The organism is Catenulispora sp. GAS73, from assembly GCF_041262085.1.
GTDB lineage: Bacteria > Actinomycetota > Actinomycetes > Streptomycetales > Catenulisporaceae > Catenulispora.
Genome location: NZ_JBGCCM010000060.1, coordinates 1 through 18,229, shown reverse-complemented (window position 1 = coordinate 18,229; position 18,229 = coordinate 1). Strand labels below are relative to the sequence as shown.

Below are 18,229 nucleotides of genomic sequence, written 5' to 3'. Positions count from 1 at the left end.
GGGTCGGCCGGGAAACCCGTGGTCACTCCGAGCCGTCCGTCTGCGAGGTTTCGGAGTCGAAGGGCGTGCGGTACGACGGCTGGCGCGTGCGCAGCTCCAGGCGCAGCGTCAAGCGCACACGCGTCGAGCGAGGCAACTCGACGGTGAGCCACGGCCCGCCGACCTCGGCCGACGCCGACGTCTCCGCCGGCTGCCGGTGTCCGTAGTCATAGAGGTCGCCGATCCACGACGAGTCCTCGCACGCCGTGTACTCGACGGCGGCGATGGTGTGCTCGGCGAAGGCCCCGGCCTGGACGATCACCGTGCGCGCCTGCTCCGAGTCGAGGTTCACCAGTTCCACGACCGTCGCCTGCGGATCGATGCTGGACACCAGTGCCGCGACCGACAGCGGCAGCCCCGGGCGGCGTGACCCGGCGTCGTAGTAGCGCACGCGCGCCTGCTGGAGGCCGCCGTTGTACAGCACCTGCGGCCCGCCCCAGGTGAGCTGGACCAGGGCCTCGGTGGCCACCGGGTTCGACTGCTGCCACAGGTGGATGTCGGCCTCGGGCACGTCCAGATCCCGGTAGCGCTCCATGCGGGTCAGGCGGTGGCGCACCTGGGCCTGCGCGGTGGCCAGGATGCGCTCGGGGTAGCCGGGGTCATCGCCGGCGAGGAAGGCGAACCAGGGTTCTTCGTGCCCTGATTCCTCCTTGCTACGGAAGGGCCGGATGACGCTCCAGTCGATGCCGGAGGCCTCGCGCAGCTGCTCGATGCGCTCGCGGTCGGCGGCGGAGGCGGTGTGGTGCCACAGCGCGGCGGGAACGACCAACGGCATCGGGTTGTAGTCGAACCAGCCCTCGTCGCCGTGCCGGTACGGGACGTGGAAGGTCGGGGTCCGGACGTCGTCGAGCAGCTGGATGGTCCACTTGGACCGCAGGCTGGAGTCCGCGTCGGCGAAGGCCATGGTCTTGCCGTGCGCGATGACCTCGTCGAGGGTGGGGCCGACCAGGTCGAGGTAGGAGTCGTCGCCGGTGACGGTGGCCGCGGCCAGGGCCGCGACCGCCGCGGCGGGGCCGACGCTGTGCCAGCCGTGCGGCCAGTTCCAGCCGTAGTGACCGCCGTACCAGCGGCCCTCCAGCAGGCCGCCGACGGTTCCGTCGGGGGCGACGTTGTCGGGTATGACGCCGCCGTTGGCGGCGGCACGCTCCCGCCACGCGCCGACGTACTCGACGATCCAGTCCCGGTAGCGCTCCTCGCCGGTGAGGATCAGGGCATTGAGGGCGAGGCCGGTAGCCGCCAGGTTGACCGCGGTGTCGCCGACCCCCGTACGCAACCGCATCTGTTCGCCCAGACGCGGGTCCTTGTCCAGCGGCGGGGTCTCGGCGCCCGCGGGCAGGATCCAGTTCAGGGGGAAGCCGTACATCTCGGCTTCCTTGGGCAGCCACGGGTAGTACTCGCCGTCGAACAGGCCTTCGCGGTCCGGGTCGCTGCCGTTGTGCGGGCGCCGGATGATGCGATGTTCGGCGTCGTAGTTGCGGTGGATCGGATCGACGTAGAGCTCTGCGAAGCGGCCGGCGCGCTCGCGCCAGCGTTCGGGGTCGGCCATGCACAGGAAGTAGAACAGCAGCAGGCTCTCGCCCTGATGGAACCAGTCGTATCCGCGCTCGTACTCGTCGCGCAGCACGCCGAGCTCCGTGAGCTGGCGGGTCACGCCCTCCCAGTGCCGCTCGGAGGCGGCCAGCAGGTCGTCGGCGCCGCCGAGCAGATACAGCTGCGGCCAGTTGAAGAAGACCTCGTAGAAGTCGTCGCCGCCGTCGCGCGTGGAAAGCGTCCCGTGGTATCTGAGCTCGCCGCCGGACCCGGTGAAGTCTTCGGCGAACCGCCGCCACGACCGGTCCAGCAGATCGAACAGCTCGCGCTCGGCCAGCGCCCAGCCGGGAGGCTCAAGCACCGGGACAGAGGCTTTGATGACGGGATGCATGAAAGGTATCTCCGTTTGCACGTTCTGGATGTTCAGCTCTTGGTGGCGCCGGCGAGCATGCCGGTCACCAGGAAGCGCTGGGAGAACAGGAACACAATGAGCACCGGGGTGATCGCCAGCAGAGTCGCCAGCGCGAGCTCCGGACGTTGCACGGCCAGGTCCCCGACAGTCGGGTTGAACTGCGGTACGTCGTCCAGCAGCGTGCCCAGGCCCACCTGGACCGGGAGCTGGCTGCTCTGTGGCAGCATGACGTAGGGCAGGAAGTAGTTGGTCCAGTTGGCCACGAAGCTGAAGAACCCGACGAGCGCCACGATCGGCGCGGCCAGTGGCAGGGCGACCCGGCGGAAGACGCCGATCTCGCTGCAGCCGTCCAGCCGTGCGGCCTCCAGCAGTTCCCTGGGAAGCGCGGTGCTGAAGTAGATGTTGGCCAGATACACGCCGAACGGATAGAACGCGTACGGCAGGATGATCGACCACATCGACCCGATCAGGTGCACCGCGTTGACCTCCAGGAACAGCGGCACGACCAGCGTCGCGTTCGGCATGAGCATCACCACGAGCGTGGCGATCAGCAGCATGCGGCGGCCGCGGAACTCGGTCATCGCCAGCGCGTAGCCGGCCGGGATCGCCACGGCCAGGGTGATCACGAGCGCCGCGAACGAGTAGAGCGCGGAGTTGCGCAGCCACTGGAACATCGCGTCGCCCTGGTAGGACGTCAGCGCGTCCCAGTTGGCGCGCAGCGCGTGCCAGGACCCGAACGCCAGCGGGTTGCCGTGCACGAGTTGGTCGTCGGTCTTGGTCGCCGCGAGCACCAGCCAGAGCACCGGCAGCACGAAGAAGACCACGAACAGTCCGAGCACCAGCGCGGGCAGCGGATTGCCCGGCTTGCGGCGGCGGGCGGCGACGCTGCGTCGCGGTGCGGAGCCGGCGGGCAGCCCGGCCGTCTCCGTCCTGGTACGGAAGGTCGACACGCCCGGGTGTCCCTCAGTCGGCATCGAAGAACCCCGATCTGGCGACGAACACGGCGGCCACGATCAGACCGACGAGCAGGAGCTCGACCGAGATGGCCGCGGCGGTGTTGACGTCGTTGTTCTGGAAGGCGAAGTCATAGGAGAGCTGGTTCAGCGAGTAGTCGCGGCCCGCGACGCCGACGCTGGCCTGTGCGAGCAGTTGCGGTTCGACGAACAGCTGGGTGCCCCCGGCGAAGGCCAGGATCACCATGTAGATGATCCACTTGCGCAGCATCGGGATCTGGATGCGCCGCGCGGTCTGCCAGGCGCTCGCGCCGTCGATGCGCGCGGCCTCGATGATCTCGTGCGGGATGTTGTTGAGCGCCCCGTGCATCACCACGATCCACCCGCCCGCGCCGGTCCAGAACGCGATCAGGGTGAACAGGACCGGCAGGTGGCCGGGGGCGACGACCTGGCCGAAGGTGTCGAAGCCCAGCGCCCTGAGCAGGAAGCTCACCGGGCTCACCGTGGGGTCGAGCACGAACAGCCACACCATCACGCCCGCCGCGCCGGCCAGCGCGCCCGGGATGTAGTACAGGAACCTCAGTGCCTTGCTCACGCCGCGGGCGGACATCCTGTGCAGCAGCAACGACAGGCCGACGACGAGCACCACCAGCGCCGCCAGCCAGAACACCAGGTACAGCGCGACGTGCTCGATGGCCGGAACGAAGCGGAAGTCCGACGCGGCCCGGGAGAAGTTCGACAGACCGGTGAAGCGGGCGTTCCCGTCGGTGAAGGCGAAGTACACGGCGTAGCCCGTGGGCACCACGCCGAAGGCGATCAGCAGCACCACGTAGGCGGCGACGAAGCCGTGGCCGGCCCGGCCGGGCCACAGCGCGCGCAGGCCGCGCCGCGCTGTGGTCCGGCCGGTGGTCGCGGAGGACGTGCTCACTTCGACGCCACCTGGTATCCGTCGGTCTTGGCGTAGTTCACGATCGAGTCGTGCCAGGCCGGCAGCAGGGAGGTGATGGTCTTGCCGGCGTTGACGCCCGGGGTGACCGTGGCCGCCCAGATCGCCTCCTGGCTGAACTGGCCGTAGCCCCAGCCCGTCCACACCTGGTCGGCCGCGGTCGTCAGCGGCGCGGTGATGTCGTCGGCGTAGTAGCCGGAGGCAGACTGCGCGGCCAGCCAGGTCTTGGCCGCCGTCGCGTAGGCCGGGTAGCCCGGGGCCAGCTTGCCCTGGTAGTCGTCCGAGGTGGTGGCCCAGGTCAGGAAGTCGGTCGCGGCCTTGAGGTTCTTGCTGTGCGCGGACACCAGCCAGGTGCCGCCGCCGACGTTGCCCACCGAGGGGCTGGAGTCGCCGGCCCACTGCGGCATCGGCGCCACGCCGATCTGGCCGGCCGGCGTCTTGAAGGTGCCCTGGAACAGCGCACCGCCGTACCACGACGGGCCGGGCATCATCAGGATCTTGTCGGCCTCGTTCTTGTCGAAGTCCGAGCTGAACACGCTGGAGGTCGACATGGTCTTGTTCTGGATGAGCGTGTCGAGCAGCCCGGCCATCTTGGTGCAGTTCGCACTGGTGGTGTCGACGGTGACGGCCTTGGCGCCGGTGATCTGGTTGGCGCCGCACTTGCCGGCCCACATGTAGACCTCGGGGGTGAAGGTGTCGCCGGCGGCGCCGACCAGGTAGCCGGGGTGCTCGGTGGCGACTTTCTGGCCCAGCGCCTGGTACTGCTCCCAGGTCGTGGGGACCTGGTAGCCCCACTGCTTCATGAGCTTGTCGTTGTACCAGAGGACGGTCTGCGACAGGTCGTTGCGCAGGCAGTAGACGGTGCCGTCCACGGTGCACGGAGCGTTGGCGTTGGTGGCCCAGCCGTCCAGCGTGGCCTGCGGGATCAGGCCCTTGTTCAGCGGCGCGGTGAACCCGGCCGGAACCGCCCAGGCCGCCTCGTTGTTCTCAGCGCTGAAGACGACGTCCGGCCAGCCCGAACCGGTCCGGTTGAACAGCGAGACCTTGGTCTGGAGGTAGTTGGAGCCGTTGGCGTCCCCGTCGTAGGTGACGATGTCCATCTTCACCTCGGGATGTTCCTTCTGGTAGAGCTGCGCGGCTGCCAGCCGGGTCGAGTCGACCCAGACCGTCAGGGTTCCGCCGGTCTGCGCGGCGGGCTTGAAGGTGCCGCCGCTACCGGCCGTGCCGGCCTTCCCGGAGCTTGAGCCGCCGCAGGCGGCGGCACCGAGCGCGAGCACGGCTCCGACCGCCACGAGCGCGGCGCGGAATTTCACTGTCATGAACGACTCCCCTGCACTGGGGCACCGCCGAGCTGCGACTGGGCGGACCGGAAATGGAGATATGTGTCCTACTCATCGGGTCGACGTGACTCGGTTTCGGGCCGCCGCGCCGATGTTGCCGATTGGTTACCGGTAACACACCTGAGGCGGCGACCTGTGGCACACATAACAGCTGTGCAGGAAGGTGTGCGTCAAGAGGGCCGAGCGCATCTCTTCATGATCTTTTTACGCACGCGCCAACTGGAGCGCACTTATGCCCGACTTGCTCACCGTTTGAGCGCCGCCGGTGGTCATATATGTAGGACCCATCTAGTCCCGAACGAGACCCACATGTATGCTCCTTGGCACTTGATACCAAGCAGCAGTGAGGGAGGCCACGGTGGACGGCACACCCGTCCTGGCGGAGGACGGCGCGTCCACAGGAAAACAAGAAGAGGTCCGGACCGATACCTACCGTCCGGGCTATGAGCTGATCGCAGAGCAGATCCTGCAGCTGATCGCCGAATCGCGGCTCCAGCCGGGCGACCGGATGCCGACCGAGAAGGAGCTCGCCGAGCGCCTCGGCGCCAGCCGGACCGTGGTCCGCGAGGCGATCAAGATCCTGTCGGCCGTCGGCCGGGTCCGCGCGCAGAAGGGCCGCGGCCTCTACGTCGCCGACGACGAGGGCATGCTGGGCTCCTCACGGTGGGGCGGCTTCTTCCTGCCGACCGACCTGGACCACGTCTACATGCTCTTCGAGTTCCGCCGGGTCCAGGAGACGGCCGCCAGCAAACTGGCCGCGACCCGGGCGACGCCGGCCGAACTACGCGCCATCGAGTCCGCGGCGCAGCTGTGCGAGCAGGGCCAACTGACCGACCAGACGGCCCTGTTCGATCGCGGTGACGACGAGTTCCACCTCGGCATCGCCACCGCCTCGCACAACCCGTTCCTGCTCGCGGCGGTCCGCGAAGCCCGCCGCCTGCAACGCCAGTCCAGCACCATCGGCCTGCACGGCGCCCTCGGCAGCCACGCCGCCGAGGCGATCACCGAGCACGCCGCGATCTACGAGGCGATCCGCCGCGGCGACCCGGAGGCGGCGGCCGCGGCGACGGGGGTGCATCTGGACAAGACGCTGGAGGATTATCGGCGGGAGATACAGCGGCGGTTGTTCGGGTGAGCTTTGCTGCCCGGGTGAGCTTTGCGGCTGACGGCGACGTTTTGCGTGCTCAGCGCAGGCTGGCTTCGAGGATCGAGTAGGGGCTGGGGGTGGCCACGGCTCGGTCGAGGGCGAAGCCGGCGCTGCCGAGCAGGTCGCGGTACTCCTGCTCGGTGCGCTCCTTGCCGCTGAGGATGCCGAGCATGGTCAGGTCCATCGACTTGATGGGGTGCGGCTGATCTCCCGGAGGGACCAGGCCTTCGAGGATCAGCACTCTGGCGCCCGGCTCAGCGGCCGCGGCGATGGAGCCGAGGATGCGCCGGCAGTCCTCGTCGCTCCAGTCGTGCAGGACCCAGCCGAGAACGTAGATGTCCGCTGTGGGCACGGCGACGAAGAAGTCGCCGGCGACGAACTCCACGCGGTCGCCGAGCCGGGCGGCCGTCTCCGAGGAGCGCGCGGCCTCGATCGTCACGGGCCGGTCGAGGACGATGCCGCGACGCTTCGGATCGTCGTCCCGGCTGAGCAGGTCGACCAACGTCTTGCCGTCGGCTCCGCCGATGTCGGCGATCGTTCCCCCGGGCGGCAGCCGGTAGTCGTCGAACATGCCGGCGCGCGCGGTGGCGCCCAACGTCGCCATGGCCTGACTGAACAGGCTCGCGCGTGCGGGATCGGCGGCGAGCCAGTCGAAGTAGGGCATGCCGTGGTACTTCTCGACGGCGGGCTGGCCGGTGCGCAGGGTGTGCCGCAGCTCGCTGAACGGGAGGTAGTGGAACTCGATCCCGGCGCGGGCGAGACCGTGCAGCGAGTGCGGGTGCTTCTCCGACAGGGTGGCCCCGAGCGGCGTGAGGTGCACCTTCTCGTCGTCCGTGGTGAACACCCCGACCGTCGCGAGGGCGCGAATGGCGCGGCGCAGGGCGTCGGGGTTCGCGTTCGTGCGCTCGGCCAACGCGGCCACGCTGGTGGGGCCCTGCTCGTCGAGGATCGTCGGCACACCCAGATCCGCGATCGCGTACAAGGCCTGGGAGATCTGGAAACCGCCCAAGAGCTGCATCATCACAGCGGTCGGCGGCGGGCTCGGCACAGCGCTCTGCTCGGTCATCTCGCGTCACTTTCGTTCTCTGAGAGACACCGACCGCACTGCCGGTGGCTCGTACGTCCATGTGGGCGCACGAACCACCGTCTCGTGCATACTCTGCGACGCGCCACCCGGAGCCGGCACAGGTGGAGACGGCCACGGTTGACCGGTCCGGCATTCGTGGAGATCACAGCCGTACCGACCCCGTTGCTCGCCGACGGGATGTCTCCCGGGTCGTTGAGCCGAAGCGCCGTCCGTTCGGTCGCTCGTTCGCTCGTTCGCTCAGATCAGGGTGTCGGTGACGATCGGGCCGGCGGTGATGTGCAGTGTGCGGATTCGCGGGGTCGCCCGGCTGTCCCGATCGGCGCGGTCGAGGTAGAGAATGTGCGTGAACGGGGCGCGGATGACGGTGTCGGGCTCGGTCTTCTTGGCGATGGTCGCTTCGCCGCGCAGGATCACGGCATCGTCGGCGACCCAGGTCTGGACGAGTTCGTGGGTGGTGTGCAACGGCTCGTCGATCGTGACGAAGAAGTCCTTGATCGCCGCCACGCCTCGGACCCGGGCCGTTCCAAAGATCATCTCGGTGTGCTCGTCGAAGAGTGCGGCGAAGGCGTCGGCGAACTCCAGAGTGTCGATCTCGTGAAGGAAGCCGTCGATCCATGTCGGAGCGACCTGGCGCGACGCCTCGTGCGTTGCTTCCTGCGTTACCTCATGTCCTGTCGTGGCCATATCCGTCACGCCCTGACCAGAGCGGGCAGCCCGGCGAGGAAGGCGTCGATCTCGGTGTTGACGGCCTCGGGGTTCTCGCGGGCGGCCAGGTGGCCGGTGTGGAGCAGGACGGTGAAGGTGGCGGTGGGGATGGCGTCGGCCATGCGTCGCACGACGTGCACGGGGAACTGGCTGTCCTCCTCACCGGCGATGACGAGCACGGGGATGTCGGTGATCGTGGACAGGAGCCGGTGCTCGTCACGGCGGCCGATCAGGATGCTGCGCAGGGCCCAGGCCACCGACTTCGGATCGTTGCGCAGGACGACGCTCAGGTAGTCGACGAACTCCGGGCGTTCGGCCTGGGCGGTGGGCCCCGCGAAGGCGCCGCGTGCGGCCTTCAGGGCCAGGGCCGGCATCGTCGAGTTCAGCGACAGGTAGCCGGCCAGGGCGGTGGCCCAGATGCTTTCGAAGGTCGTCGGCAGCGAGGCGGTGCAGTTGATGCCGACCGCTGCGAGCACCCGGTCCGGGTGGTAGGCGGGGTAGACGCCGGCGAGCATGCCGCCCCAGGAGTTGCCGATCAGCACGGCCTTGTCGATGTCGAGGGCGTCCTGGATCTGGGTGAGCGCGTCGGCGCACTCCTTGAGGTCGATGATGCGGCGCAGCGCGTCGGACTTGCCGTGTCCGGGGCTGTCGACGAGCACGACGCGGTGGGTGGCGGCGAAGTGCTCGTACTGGTGGCGCCACATGGTGCCGTCCATCATCAGGCTCGGCCAGAAGATGAGGGGCGGGCCCTGCCGCGTGCCGCCGTCGCGCACGTTGATCAGGCCGAGCGAGGTGGGGATCAGTCGTTCGGAGGCGTCCTGGAGCCAGGTGTCGGTCATGGTGTGTCCTCTCGCTGCGCGGGGTCGGGTGCTGACCCCACAGCTAGGACCATAATGCTACTAGTTAGTGTTTGCAACCACCGGGACCAGGTTCGACGCCGCGATGGGTTCATGGCAGGCGCTGCAGGCGAGGTAGGGGTCCGTCTCGTTGCCGCAGGTGGTGTGCAGCAGCGGCCGGTGCGCGGCGGGGCGGCCGTCGGCCCCGAGCGCGCGGACCTCGGCCCAGCGGGTGATCGCCACGATCGCCGGCACCACCAGTTCGCGGGCGGCGTCGGTGAGTTCGTACTCGAACCAGGGCTTGTCCTCCCGGTAGGCCCGCTTGCTGAGCAGGCCGGCCTCCGTGAGGTCGGTGAGCCGGCTGGTCAGGATGTTCGCCGAGATGCCGATCGTCCGCTTGATCTCGCCGAACCGGGTCGTGCCGAAGAAGATCTCGCGCAGGATCTGGTAGTTCCAGCGCTCGGAGATGGTCGCGAGGAAGGTCTGGCCGTGCTCGAAGACGACGGGCCTTGAGTCGTTCGTCACGATCTCTCCTGGTTATAGGCTGGTACTAGTTAGGTAACTATACCAACCATGGCGGCACGGAGACCCGTGCCGCCCGGCGCATGCCCCTGGCCGCTCCGCTCAGGTCGCGGTGACCGTGACCGTGGGCGCGACGTTGGTCCCGGAGTAGCTGGCGCCGAAGCCGAAGCTGGTGCTGGCCCCCGGCGCGATGACGTTGTTGTACGGGGCGTTGGTCGCGGTCACGACCTTGCCGACCTGCGTGTCACTGGCGTTCCACATGTTCGTGACGGTCTGGTTGCCGGCCCAGGTCCAGGTGACCGTCCACGACTTCGTCGCGGTGGTGCCCGTGTTGGTGATGGTCACGTTGGCGTTGAAGCCGTTGCCCCAGTCACTGCTGACGCTGTACGTCGCGGTGCACGTCGGACCGCCGCCGCCGGAGCCGGCGCCGGTCGTCGCGGTGACGGCGGTGGACGCCGCCGAGACGTTCCCAGCGGCGTCGTAGGCCGAGACCGTATAGCTGTACTGCGTCGAGGCCGTCAGGCCCGAGTCGGTGAACGTCGTCGTGGTCGACGTCCCCGCCAGCGTCGTGCCCCGGTACACGTTGTAGCCGGTCACCGCGACGTTGTCGGTCGAAGCCGTCCACTTCAGCGAGACGCTGCTGCTGGTGGTGCCGGTGACGGTCAGCCCGGTCGGCACGCTCGGCGGGGTCGTGTCGCCGCCGCCACCGCCGCCGTTGACGATCAGTTCGGCGTACACCGCGTACGCCATGGCGATGTCCGCCTGCGCCCAGAAGCGGTGGTAGGTGAACACCGGCGCGGCCCCGCCGTTGAGGTAGGCCTGCACCTTCGGCCAGGCCGGGTCGCTCTTGTACCACGAGCGGATGGAGATGAACGTCGCCCCGGGCGCGATCGGGTCGCCGTTGGGCATCTTGCCCGACCAGCCGGACGGCACGTACACCGTGTCGTTGAACTGGCTGTAGTCCTTGCGCGTCTCGGGCGTGGCGATGCCTGCGGTGTCGGCGAACGTCGCCATCACGTCGAGCAGGCTCTTGGCCAGGGCGGCGGACGCGGTGTCGCCGGACTTGGCGGCGTAGTACGTCAGAGTCTTGACGTAGGCCGCGGCGACGCCGACGTCGCTGCCGTACTCGGCGACCGACACGTGCAACCCGGAGTTGCTGCCCGGACTCGTCGGGTTCCAGGTGTCCGGCTGGCCGGACCAGCCGAGCGTGGAGGGGATCTGGAAGCTGGTCGCGGTCACCGTGGTCACGGAGGTGGCCCAGGCGATCCACTTGCGCAGGATCGTCTTGGCGGTGGCGTTGCCGGTCACGTAGTAGTACTCCGCGAGCCGCTCCATCGACCAGGCCTGCATGCCGAACCAGTTGTTGCTCGGCGGGTCGTGGTAGACCGGCTCCCAGTCGTACGCCATGCCGTAGAACGTCGAGTCGCCCGAAGGCGGCACCCCGTACTGTCCCGCCCAGCTGTTCGTGCAGCCGCCCGCGATGGCGCCCTCGGCCGACTGGAGCCACTGGTAGAACTCCATCTGGCGCGTCAGGCTCGCGGTCCAGTCGGTTTTCGCGGTCGGGGACATGGGAGTCAGGGCGGCCACGTTCGACATAGCCCAGACCGCCAGCGGGTTCTGGTACCCCTGGTGCGCGGCGCCGTCGCCGATCCGCCAGGCCCAGCCGCCGCCGGGCTCGGCCCCGCCCCACGCGTAGTACCAGGCCAGCAGGTAGTGCTCCGACCCGCGGCCGGTGCCGGCCGCGCACGTGGAGGCGTTGGTGCAGTTCCCGATCTGCTTGAAGTACTTGTCGAACAGCGAGTACCGCAGGAAGTCGCCCATCTTGGCGGCCTTCGCCACCGAGGCGGCGATCTGACCCTGCGCGCCCTGCGCCGAGGCCCAGTGGTAGGCCCAATACGCCGCCTGGACGGCGCGCGCGTCGGCGTCGGGGGCGGTCGTGTACTTCCACTGCTTGGAGTAGGCGCTGGACTGCGCGACGAACAGGTCGAGGTAGCCGTTCGGACCGCCGTACTTGAACTGGTCCGTGGTCGGCTGCGGGATCGTCTTCCACACCGACTCCGCCGCGCCGCGCTGGTAGCTGTTGATGAACGACGGCCCGGTCGCCGTGGGCCCGGCTTCCCCGCCGGTGCCCGGGGTGTTCCCGTAGCCGTACTTGTTGTCGACGTCCATCAGCCAGTGCATGCCGTAGATGTCCGAGGTGCCGTACGTCGAGGTCAGCTCGTTGGCCAGCGGGTCCTGGCCGACCGACACCGAGGTGTTCAGCGGGCTGGGGTAGCTGCTGGGGTCCGGCCACTCCGGGGCGTAGGTCGCCGGCGAGCTCGGGTTGTAGGAGCTGTTCGTCGGCTGGTCGACGTGCTGCGGAATGATGTAGTGCTCGGCCGTCGTCCAGGCGTTGTTGAACGCCGTCCAGTCACCGGTGACCCGGCCGTACGTCGCCTCCAGCCACATCCAGAAGCTGAACGCCTCCGACGTCGTCTGGTGCCCGTAGTCCGGCGCCTCGACGATCAGGGTCTCGACGCTGTGATAGGGGATCCCTGCCGCGCTGAAGTAGCCGTTCGCAGGATCCTTGATCTTCTTGTACTGCGTGAGGAACTGCTGGGTGTAGGCATCCGTGGCGGCCGACGTCGCGGCGGGGGCGGCGCTCGCCGCCCGCGTGACGGAGGGGGCGACGGCCGACGCCAGGAGGGCGCCGCCGGCCGCGGTCGCGAACTGCCTGCGAGACAGCTGTTTGGTCATGTTGGACCTCTGCTTCGGGGACCTGCCGAGATGCGGACCGGCAGAAAGTGGGCTGCTGGTGGCGCCGGGGGCGATGCCTCGGCGCTGGTGTCGGCGTTGACGCGGGCGTTGACGTCAACGGCTCGAACACCGGTGATGTTCGGCTCGGCGACACACGCTGTCAACACACTGGGGGCTCCGCAGCCTCTACGATGCGGCAAGAAACCGCAGGTAGAGGCCATGGTCGCGAAGCCGGTCGGGGCGCAGCGGGGCCGCGTCGGCGGTGAAAGTTACACCTCAGCTACATACGGCTCCGTTGACGGTGAAGCTCGTCGGAGAGCTGTCGTTCGCGGTGAACGTGCCCTGGAACCCGAACGAGGTGTTCGCTCCTGGCGCGATCGAGCCGTTGTAGGCGGCATTCTTGGCGCTGACAGCGGCACCGTTCTGCGCGGTGGTGGCGCTCCAGGCGTTGGTGATCTTCTGGTCGCCGGGGAAGGTCCAGGTCACGGTCCAGCCGTTGATCCCCGTCGTTCCGGTATCGGTGATGGTGACGTTGGCGGTGAAGCCTCCCGGCCACTCGCTGGTTCTGGCGTAGTCGACATGACAGGGCCCTGTGGTACCGCCGCCGGAAACCGTCCACGTGAAGCTCGCCGAGCCGGAGGCACCGGTGGAGTCGGTCGCGGTGACCGTCACGGTGGAAGTTCCAGCGGTGGTCGGCGTCCCGGTGATCAGGCCGGACGAGGAGATCGACAGCCCGGCGGGAAGCCCGGCGGCCGTGTAGGCCAGCGTCTGCCCGGCCCCGGAGTCAGTGCCCTGAATCTGCACACCGGTGACGGCCTTGCCGACCGTCCCGGTCTGGTTGCCCGGGCTGGCCACCGTGACGGTGTTGCCGCCGGTCACCGTGCCACCGGGGATCACGTACGTCACCAGCGAACGGCCCGGCACGGTCGCGCTGAACGCGCCGCCGGCGACCGTCGTCGTGCCCTGAGCCGCGACGGTGTTCGAGTTGTTGGTCAGGTACGGCGTCACCATGGCGCCGTTCGCGACGCCGGTGTTCGCCAGCGAGTAGTTGATCGCGTCGGAGCCGCTGCCGGTGTTGAGCGCCACGATCGCCAGCGAGCCGTCAGGGTTCTTGAACGCGCTCAGTTGGACCGAGCTGTTCGAACTGCTGGCACCGATGCGGACAGCGCCGGGGTGGATGTAGCGGCTGTAGTTGGCGAAGGCCCACAGCCGGCCGGTGGGGATCACCGAGTTGCCGTTGACCTCCAGCAACCCCTCGTTGTCGCCGTTCTCCGAGGGCGTGGTGCTCCCCCACCAGTACAGATACGCGCTGAGGTTCGCCTGGGTCAGGCCGTTGTGAATGTGCTGGGCCCAGGTCATCCCAGTGGCGTCGGAGCCGTCGTCCCAGGCGCTGCTGAAGCCTTCGAAGGTCGACCACTCGGTCTCCCAGGCCGGCTTGGTCCAGCCCGGGAGCGGCGAGTTCGGCTCGCCGCTGTATCCGTGGCTGGTCGCCACGGCCGTGTCGGCCAGCGCGGTCGGATCCGCCTCGATCGCGGCGGCGTACTGGCCGGACTTCGGCCAGCCGGTAGCGGCGCAGCAGGAGACCTGCGTGGACAGGCCGGAGTTCTTCACGGTCGGCCCGAGGACGTCGAGCACGCTGGCCATCTGCGCCGGGCTCATCGTCATGCTGTCGTAGTTGGCGGTGAAGTCGGGCTCGTTCGACGGGCCGACGTAGGTCAGCGGCACCCCGGCGGCGGCATAGTCCTTGGCGTACTGCACCAGGTAGTTCGCATAGGCCTGACGCCAGTCGCCGCTGGAGCAGGAGGCGCCGGCCGAACCGCAGACCTGGCCACCGTTGGCCGCGGAGTTGTTGGTCTTCATGTAGCCCGGAGCGCTCCAGGCGTCGGCGTAGACGTTCGTGACGCCGTAGCGGGCCTTGATCTGCTGTGCGAACCACAGCTGGCCCTGGTCCTGGTTGGTCTGCGACATCGGTATGTAGTTCGGCGACGCGTTCGGACCGCCGGGGTTGTTCGGCTCGATCGTGTTGCCCTGGTCCGCGCCGATCTCGTTGCGCAGGATGGTCAGCCCGGCCCCGGAGGTCGGGCTGTAGAGGTCGGCCAGCGCCTGCTGCTGGGCCGCCGACGGGGCGTTCATCACGCTGGCCGCCTCGCCGAACGCCTCGGAGGCCCCGAAGCCGGCGATGGTCTGGTAGGTCGTGGCTCCGTTGATCGAGGCGCTGTCCGCCGCGTACGCCGGTGCCGACGGGACCACGATCGTCAGTGCACACGCGCCGAGAACACTCAGGCTTGCCGCGAGGGACACGATCTTGCGGCGATCGGTGCGTCTGGTCAGTACGAGCATGCTCATGCTCCTTTCCACTACGGGATTCGGGTCGGAATCGGCGCTATCCGAGAGTCCATTGCTGGTTGCTGCCGCCGTTGCAGGTCCACAGTTCGACCAGCGCGCCGTTGGCGGTCGAGGCGCCGGTGACATCCAGGCAGAGCCCTGACTGCACTCCGGTGACGGCGCCGTTGGCGTTGAGGGTCCACTGCTGGTTGGTCTGGCCGCTGCAGGACCACAGGATCGCCTTGGTGCCGTTGGTGGTGCCCTTGTTGCTGGCGTCCAGGCACAGGGTGCTGCCGCCGACCGTGACGGTGAGCTCGTTCGAGGAGTTGTGCGTCCAGGTCTGGTTGGCCTGGCCGTTGCAGCTGTAGATCTGCTGCTGGGTGCCCAGCGTGGTGGTCGAGTTCGGGTCGTCCAGGCACTTGCCGGCGCCGACCGCGTGCAGCGCGCCGGTGCTGCCTCCGGTCGTACCGCTGACCGTCCAGGTGAAGCTCGTCGAACCCGAGGCACCGGTGGTGTCGCTCGCGCTCACGACGGTAGTGAAGGTGCCGCCGCTGCTGGGAGTGCCGGAGATCAGGCCGCCGGACGAGATCGACAGGCCCGGCGGCAAACCGGTCGCGCTGTAGGTCAGGGTCTGGCCGGACGCCGAGTCACTGGCGTGGATCTGCAGGGCGCTGATCGGGGTGCCGGAGGCCGCGCTCTGGTTGCCGGGGCTGGCGACGGTGACCGTGTTGCCGCCGGTGGAGCTGCCGTCCAGGCCCATGAAGTGGATGGCGTAGGAGGCCATCGGCGTGCCCTGGATCGGCAGCTGGTGTCCGGCCCCGACGATGCTGTACGCCTCGACCTGCGTGACTCCGGCGCCGTTGTTGTAGCGGGTGCGGTTCCAGTTGGCGACCGGGGTGTCACTCGACGACGGGGTCTGACTCACGCCGAGCACGTTCGTCCACTGCTTGATCTCTTCGCCGAGGTTGTTGTAGTTCAGGGTGGTGTCGGCGGTGCCGTGCCACAGCTGCATCCTGGGGCGCGGTCCGGTGTAGCCGGAATCCGCACCGCGGGCCAGGTCGCCCCACTGCTGCGGGGTCATGGAGACCTGGCCGCCGGCGCAGGGACCGTTCCACCCGCGCACGGTGCCGGTGTAGAAGCAGTGGTAGGGCACGCCCATGAACGCCGCGCCGGCCTTGAACACGTCCGGGTAGTCGGCGAGCATGACGTTGGTCATCATCCCGCCCGAGGACTCGCCGGTGACGTAGACGGCGTTGGGGTTCCCGCCGTAGTGCTGCTCGGTGTACGTGATCATGGACATCAGCCCGACCGGGTCGCTGCCACCGTTGCGCGTCAGGGCCTGGTCGGAGGAAACGTCCCAGCAACTGCCGCCGGGGTTGGTCGAAGGGTAGATGACGACGAAGCCGTACTGGTCGGCCAGCGAGCCGAAGTCAGTGCTGGAGTACAGGTACGGGCCAGAGCCCTGACACCCGTGCAGCGCCAGCAGGACCGGCGGATTCGGCTTGACGTTGTTCGGCACGTAGAGGTACATCGCCAGGTTGCTGGGATTGGTGCCGAAGTTCGTGATCTGTACCAATGAGGCAGCGGGGGTCAATGAAGCGGCGGCGGCCTGGGGCGCGGCGGGGAGGCTCACACCGACCGCGGCCGCGACCGCCACGAGCAGGCCGAGCAGGCGGGACTTCAGGGAGCGGGATCGCAGCATGGGACCTCTTAGTCCGGGGGCGGATGTTAGCGCTAACAGGGAGTTAGCCCGGCCCCGGACGGGCCGTCAACGACGGCCCCGGCGCGCAGGTGCGGGACCTGCGTCGAACCGATTCGGAGATGTGGAGCGACCTGCCGGTTCACCGCGCGGCGGCGATGCGGGCGCGACGACACACGGCGGAAACTTTCACCCGCCGTCGTTCACTACCCGACCGTGCGGTAGCGGAGCCGCACGACGCCGTTCCGGAACCGGCGCTCGTCCAGGAGCTCAAGATCGACGCGCATGCCGGTCGGCAACCCCGGCTTGCCCCCGCCAACGACGACAGGCACAACGAACAGGTGGCACTCGTCAACCAGCCCGGCCTGGAAAGCCTGCGCGGCGAGATTCGCGCCCCCCACCACCAGATCCCTCCCTACCGTCGCCTTCAGTTCACGTACCGCAGCAGGATCGAAACTGCGCTCCAGCCGGGTATCGGCAGTCGACACCTTGTCGAGGGTCGTGGAGTACACAACTTTGCTCGCCGCCTGCCAAGCACTCGCGAAGTCGGCCATGAGGTCGGACTGCGCGGCCAAAGCAGCGTCGGTCTCCCACACAGACATCGTCTCGTACAGTCGCCGCCCGTAGAGGAACGTGCCCGCAGACCGCAGGAGCTCGGTGTGGACCGCGAAGACCTCCTCATCGACGGGGAACCAGTCGAACGCGCCGCGTTCGTCCTCGATGTAGCCGTCAAGGGACATGTTCGTCGCGTAAATCAGCTTTGCCATGACTCTGCCTCTCGATGATCAGCCGCCGAAGCCTGGGCACTCGCCAGCGCGGCGTCCAGCTTGGTGAACGCCTGGCGCCAGCCCTCCTCGCTGTGGGGCGCCAGATGTTCGGGAAGCCACTGCCGGATCTCCAGCCGCGTCCCCCCACCGGCCTCGTCGTAGAACTCGACCCGCAACCTGGTCTCGAACGGCTCGATACCCTCCGGCAGCCGGCCCCCGACGTGCATGACCCCGTCAAGAAGTTCACCATCGACGACCTCAGCAAGGTCGACGCGAATGAGCACGCGAAGCCCAGGCTCAGCCGCGTTGACCTCCGTCCACCGCAGAAAGCCACCAGGCCGCACATCGAACTCGATCTCATCACGCGGCAACGAATTCCCGACCGGCCCCCACCACGCCGCCAGATGCTCGGGCTCGGTAAAGGCCCGGTAGACCAGCCACCGCGGCGCATCGAACACCCGCGAGATGACAACCTGCGCAGTCCCGGCATTCACGCGAGCTCCCCAGAGTCCGCGACCACCCGATCCCCCGCCTCAGCAGCCTGCACAGCAGCAAGATGCGCATCGAGCCGGCCAAGCGACTCATCCCAGAACCGCCGATAGCGCTCAATCCAGTCAGCCGCCTCCCGCAACGGCGCAGCCTCCAACCGACTCGCCCGCCACTTCCCCGCCCGCGACCGCGAAATAAGCGCAGCCCGCTCAAGCACCTTCAGATGCCGCGACACCGCCGGCATCGAGATCGCCAAAGGAGCGGTGAGCTCAGTAACCGTGGCATCCCGCACAGCCAACTCAGCAATGATCGCCCGCCGAGTCGGATCGGCCAACGCCGAGAACACCACGCTGAGCTGATCGGTCCCAGCCATCGAAGAATCCCTTCACTTAACCAACACGTTAAGCGTATGGACCCGCGAGCGACGTTGTCAACGGACGAGCCGCCGGACGGCCGACCCCGCCACCAGCACAGATGCACCAACGGCAGCCGATTGGCATCAGCGAACCGGCGGCGGCCATACCCCTGACCACGGCGAGAACCAGCGCCTTGGCAGCTGCGGATGGTGACGGGCCAGCGTGACCGGCCATGTCGTGAGTGGGTCCGACCGGACCATGCGGGGTGTTGGTTCTGGGTCCCTCGCCGCGTCGGCGGGCGAAGCCAACCTGCCCGGGCCGGTGGTGTCCAGCCGGACGA

The 18,229-nt window shown here is 68.5% G+C and carries 15 protein-coding genes; 1 reads left to right on the top strand and 14 read right to left on the bottom strand.

Annotation, left to right across the window (positions count from 1 at the left end):
- Window positions 1–22 precede the first annotated feature (22 nt).
- From ABH935_RS48000 to ABH935_RS47985, 4 genes are read right to left on the bottom strand one after another with little or no spacing between them, the layout of a single operon-like run.
- Window positions 23–1,960: a hypothetical protein gene (locus ABH935_RS48000; RefSeq protein ID WP_370384707.1), complete on the bottom strand. Its 1,938-nt coding sequence runs from the start codon at window positions 1,958–1,960 to the stop codon at window positions 23–25.
- A gap of 32 nt (window positions 1,961–1,992) precedes the next feature.
- Window positions 1,993–2,955, bottom strand: coding sequence for a carbohydrate ABC transporter permease (locus tag ABH935_RS47995; RefSeq protein WP_370384706.1), 963 nt, complete (start codon window positions 2,953–2,955; stop codon window positions 1,993–1,995).
- On the bottom strand, window positions 2,945–3,862 hold the full coding sequence (locus tag ABH935_RS47990) for a carbohydrate ABC transporter permease (protein WP_370384705.1): 918 nt from the start codon (window positions 3,860–3,862) through the stop codon (window positions 2,945–2,947). The genes ABH935_RS47995 and ABH935_RS47990 overlap by 11 nt, the downstream gene beginning before the upstream one ends.
- Window positions 3,859–5,199, bottom strand: coding sequence for an ABC transporter substrate-binding protein (locus ABH935_RS47985; RefSeq protein ID WP_370384704.1), 1,341 nt, complete (start codon window positions 5,197–5,199; stop codon window positions 3,859–3,861). The genes ABH935_RS47990 and ABH935_RS47985 overlap by 4 nt, the downstream gene beginning before the upstream one ends.
- 472 nt (window positions 5,200–5,671) lie before the next feature.
- Between ABH935_RS47985 and ABH935_RS47980 the strand changes: the two genes are divergently transcribed.
- Entirely contained in the window at window positions 5,672–6,355 is a 684-nt protein-coding gene (locus ABH935_RS47980) for a FadR/GntR family transcriptional regulator (protein WP_370384731.1), read from the top strand.
- 49 nt (window positions 6,356–6,404) lie between these two features.
- On the opposite strand, the gene ABH935_RS47975 is transcribed toward ABH935_RS47980, so the two are convergent.
- From ABH935_RS47975 to ABH935_RS47930, 10 genes are all read right to left on the bottom strand, one after another.
- Window positions 6,405–7,433 carry a methyltransferase gene (locus ABH935_RS47975; RefSeq protein WP_370384703.1) on the bottom strand — a complete coding sequence of 343 codons (1,029 nt, stop codon included), beginning with the start codon at window positions 7,431–7,433 and terminating at the stop codon, window positions 6,405–6,407.
- A gap of 258 nt (window positions 7,434–7,691) precedes the next feature.
- Window positions 7,692–8,138 carry a nuclear transport factor 2 family protein gene (locus ABH935_RS47970; protein ID WP_370384702.1) on the bottom strand — a complete coding sequence of 149 codons (447 nt, stop codon included), beginning with the start codon at window positions 8,136–8,138 and terminating at the stop codon, window positions 7,692–7,694.
- A 5-nt stretch (window positions 8,139–8,143) separates the two neighbouring features.
- Window positions 8,144–8,998 (bottom strand): alpha/beta fold hydrolase, encoded by an 855-nt coding sequence (locus ABH935_RS47965; protein WP_370384701.1) that lies wholly within the window; start codon window positions 8,996–8,998, stop codon window positions 8,144–8,146.
- Between the two features lie 60 nt (window positions 8,999–9,058).
- Window positions 9,059–9,520, bottom strand: a complete 462-nt coding sequence (locus ABH935_RS47960; protein WP_370384700.1) for a winged helix-turn-helix transcriptional regulator — start codon at window positions 9,518–9,520, stop codon at window positions 9,059–9,061.
- Window positions 9,521–9,619: 99 nt separating this feature from the next.
- On the bottom strand, window positions 9,620–12,253 hold the full coding sequence (locus ABH935_RS47955; protein WP_370384699.1) for a glycoside hydrolase family 48 protein: 2,634 nt from the start codon (window positions 12,251–12,253) through the stop codon (window positions 9,620–9,622).
- A 276-nt stretch (window positions 12,254–12,529) separates the two neighbouring features.
- A complete protein-coding gene (locus ABH935_RS47950; protein WP_370384698.1) occupies window positions 12,530–14,599 on the bottom strand; it encodes a cellulose binding domain-containing protein in 2,070 nt (689 codons plus the stop codon).
- A 37-nt stretch (window positions 14,600–14,636) separates the two neighbouring features.
- Window positions 14,637–16,280: a PHB depolymerase family esterase gene (locus tag ABH935_RS47945; protein ID WP_370384697.1), complete on the bottom strand. Its 1,644-nt coding sequence runs from the start codon at window positions 16,278–16,280 to the stop codon at window positions 14,637–14,639.
- A 203-nt stretch (window positions 16,281–16,483) separates the two neighbouring features.
- Window positions 16,484–17,044: a dihydrofolate reductase family protein gene (locus ABH935_RS47940; protein WP_370384696.1), complete on the bottom strand. Its 561-nt coding sequence runs from the start codon at window positions 17,042–17,044 to the stop codon at window positions 16,484–16,486.
- On the bottom strand, window positions 17,032–17,538 hold the full coding sequence (locus ABH935_RS47935) for an SRPBCC domain-containing protein (protein ID WP_370384695.1): 507 nt from the start codon (window positions 17,536–17,538) through the stop codon (window positions 17,032–17,034). The genes ABH935_RS47940 and ABH935_RS47935 overlap by 13 nt, the downstream gene beginning before the upstream one ends.
- Window positions 17,535–17,906 (bottom strand): ArsR/SmtB family transcription factor, encoded by a 372-nt coding sequence (locus ABH935_RS47930; RefSeq protein ID WP_370384694.1) that lies wholly within the window; start codon window positions 17,904–17,906, stop codon window positions 17,535–17,537. Before ABH935_RS47930 ends, ABH935_RS47935 begins: the two co-directional genes overlap by 4 nt.
- Window positions 17,907–18,229 lie beyond the last annotated feature (323 nt).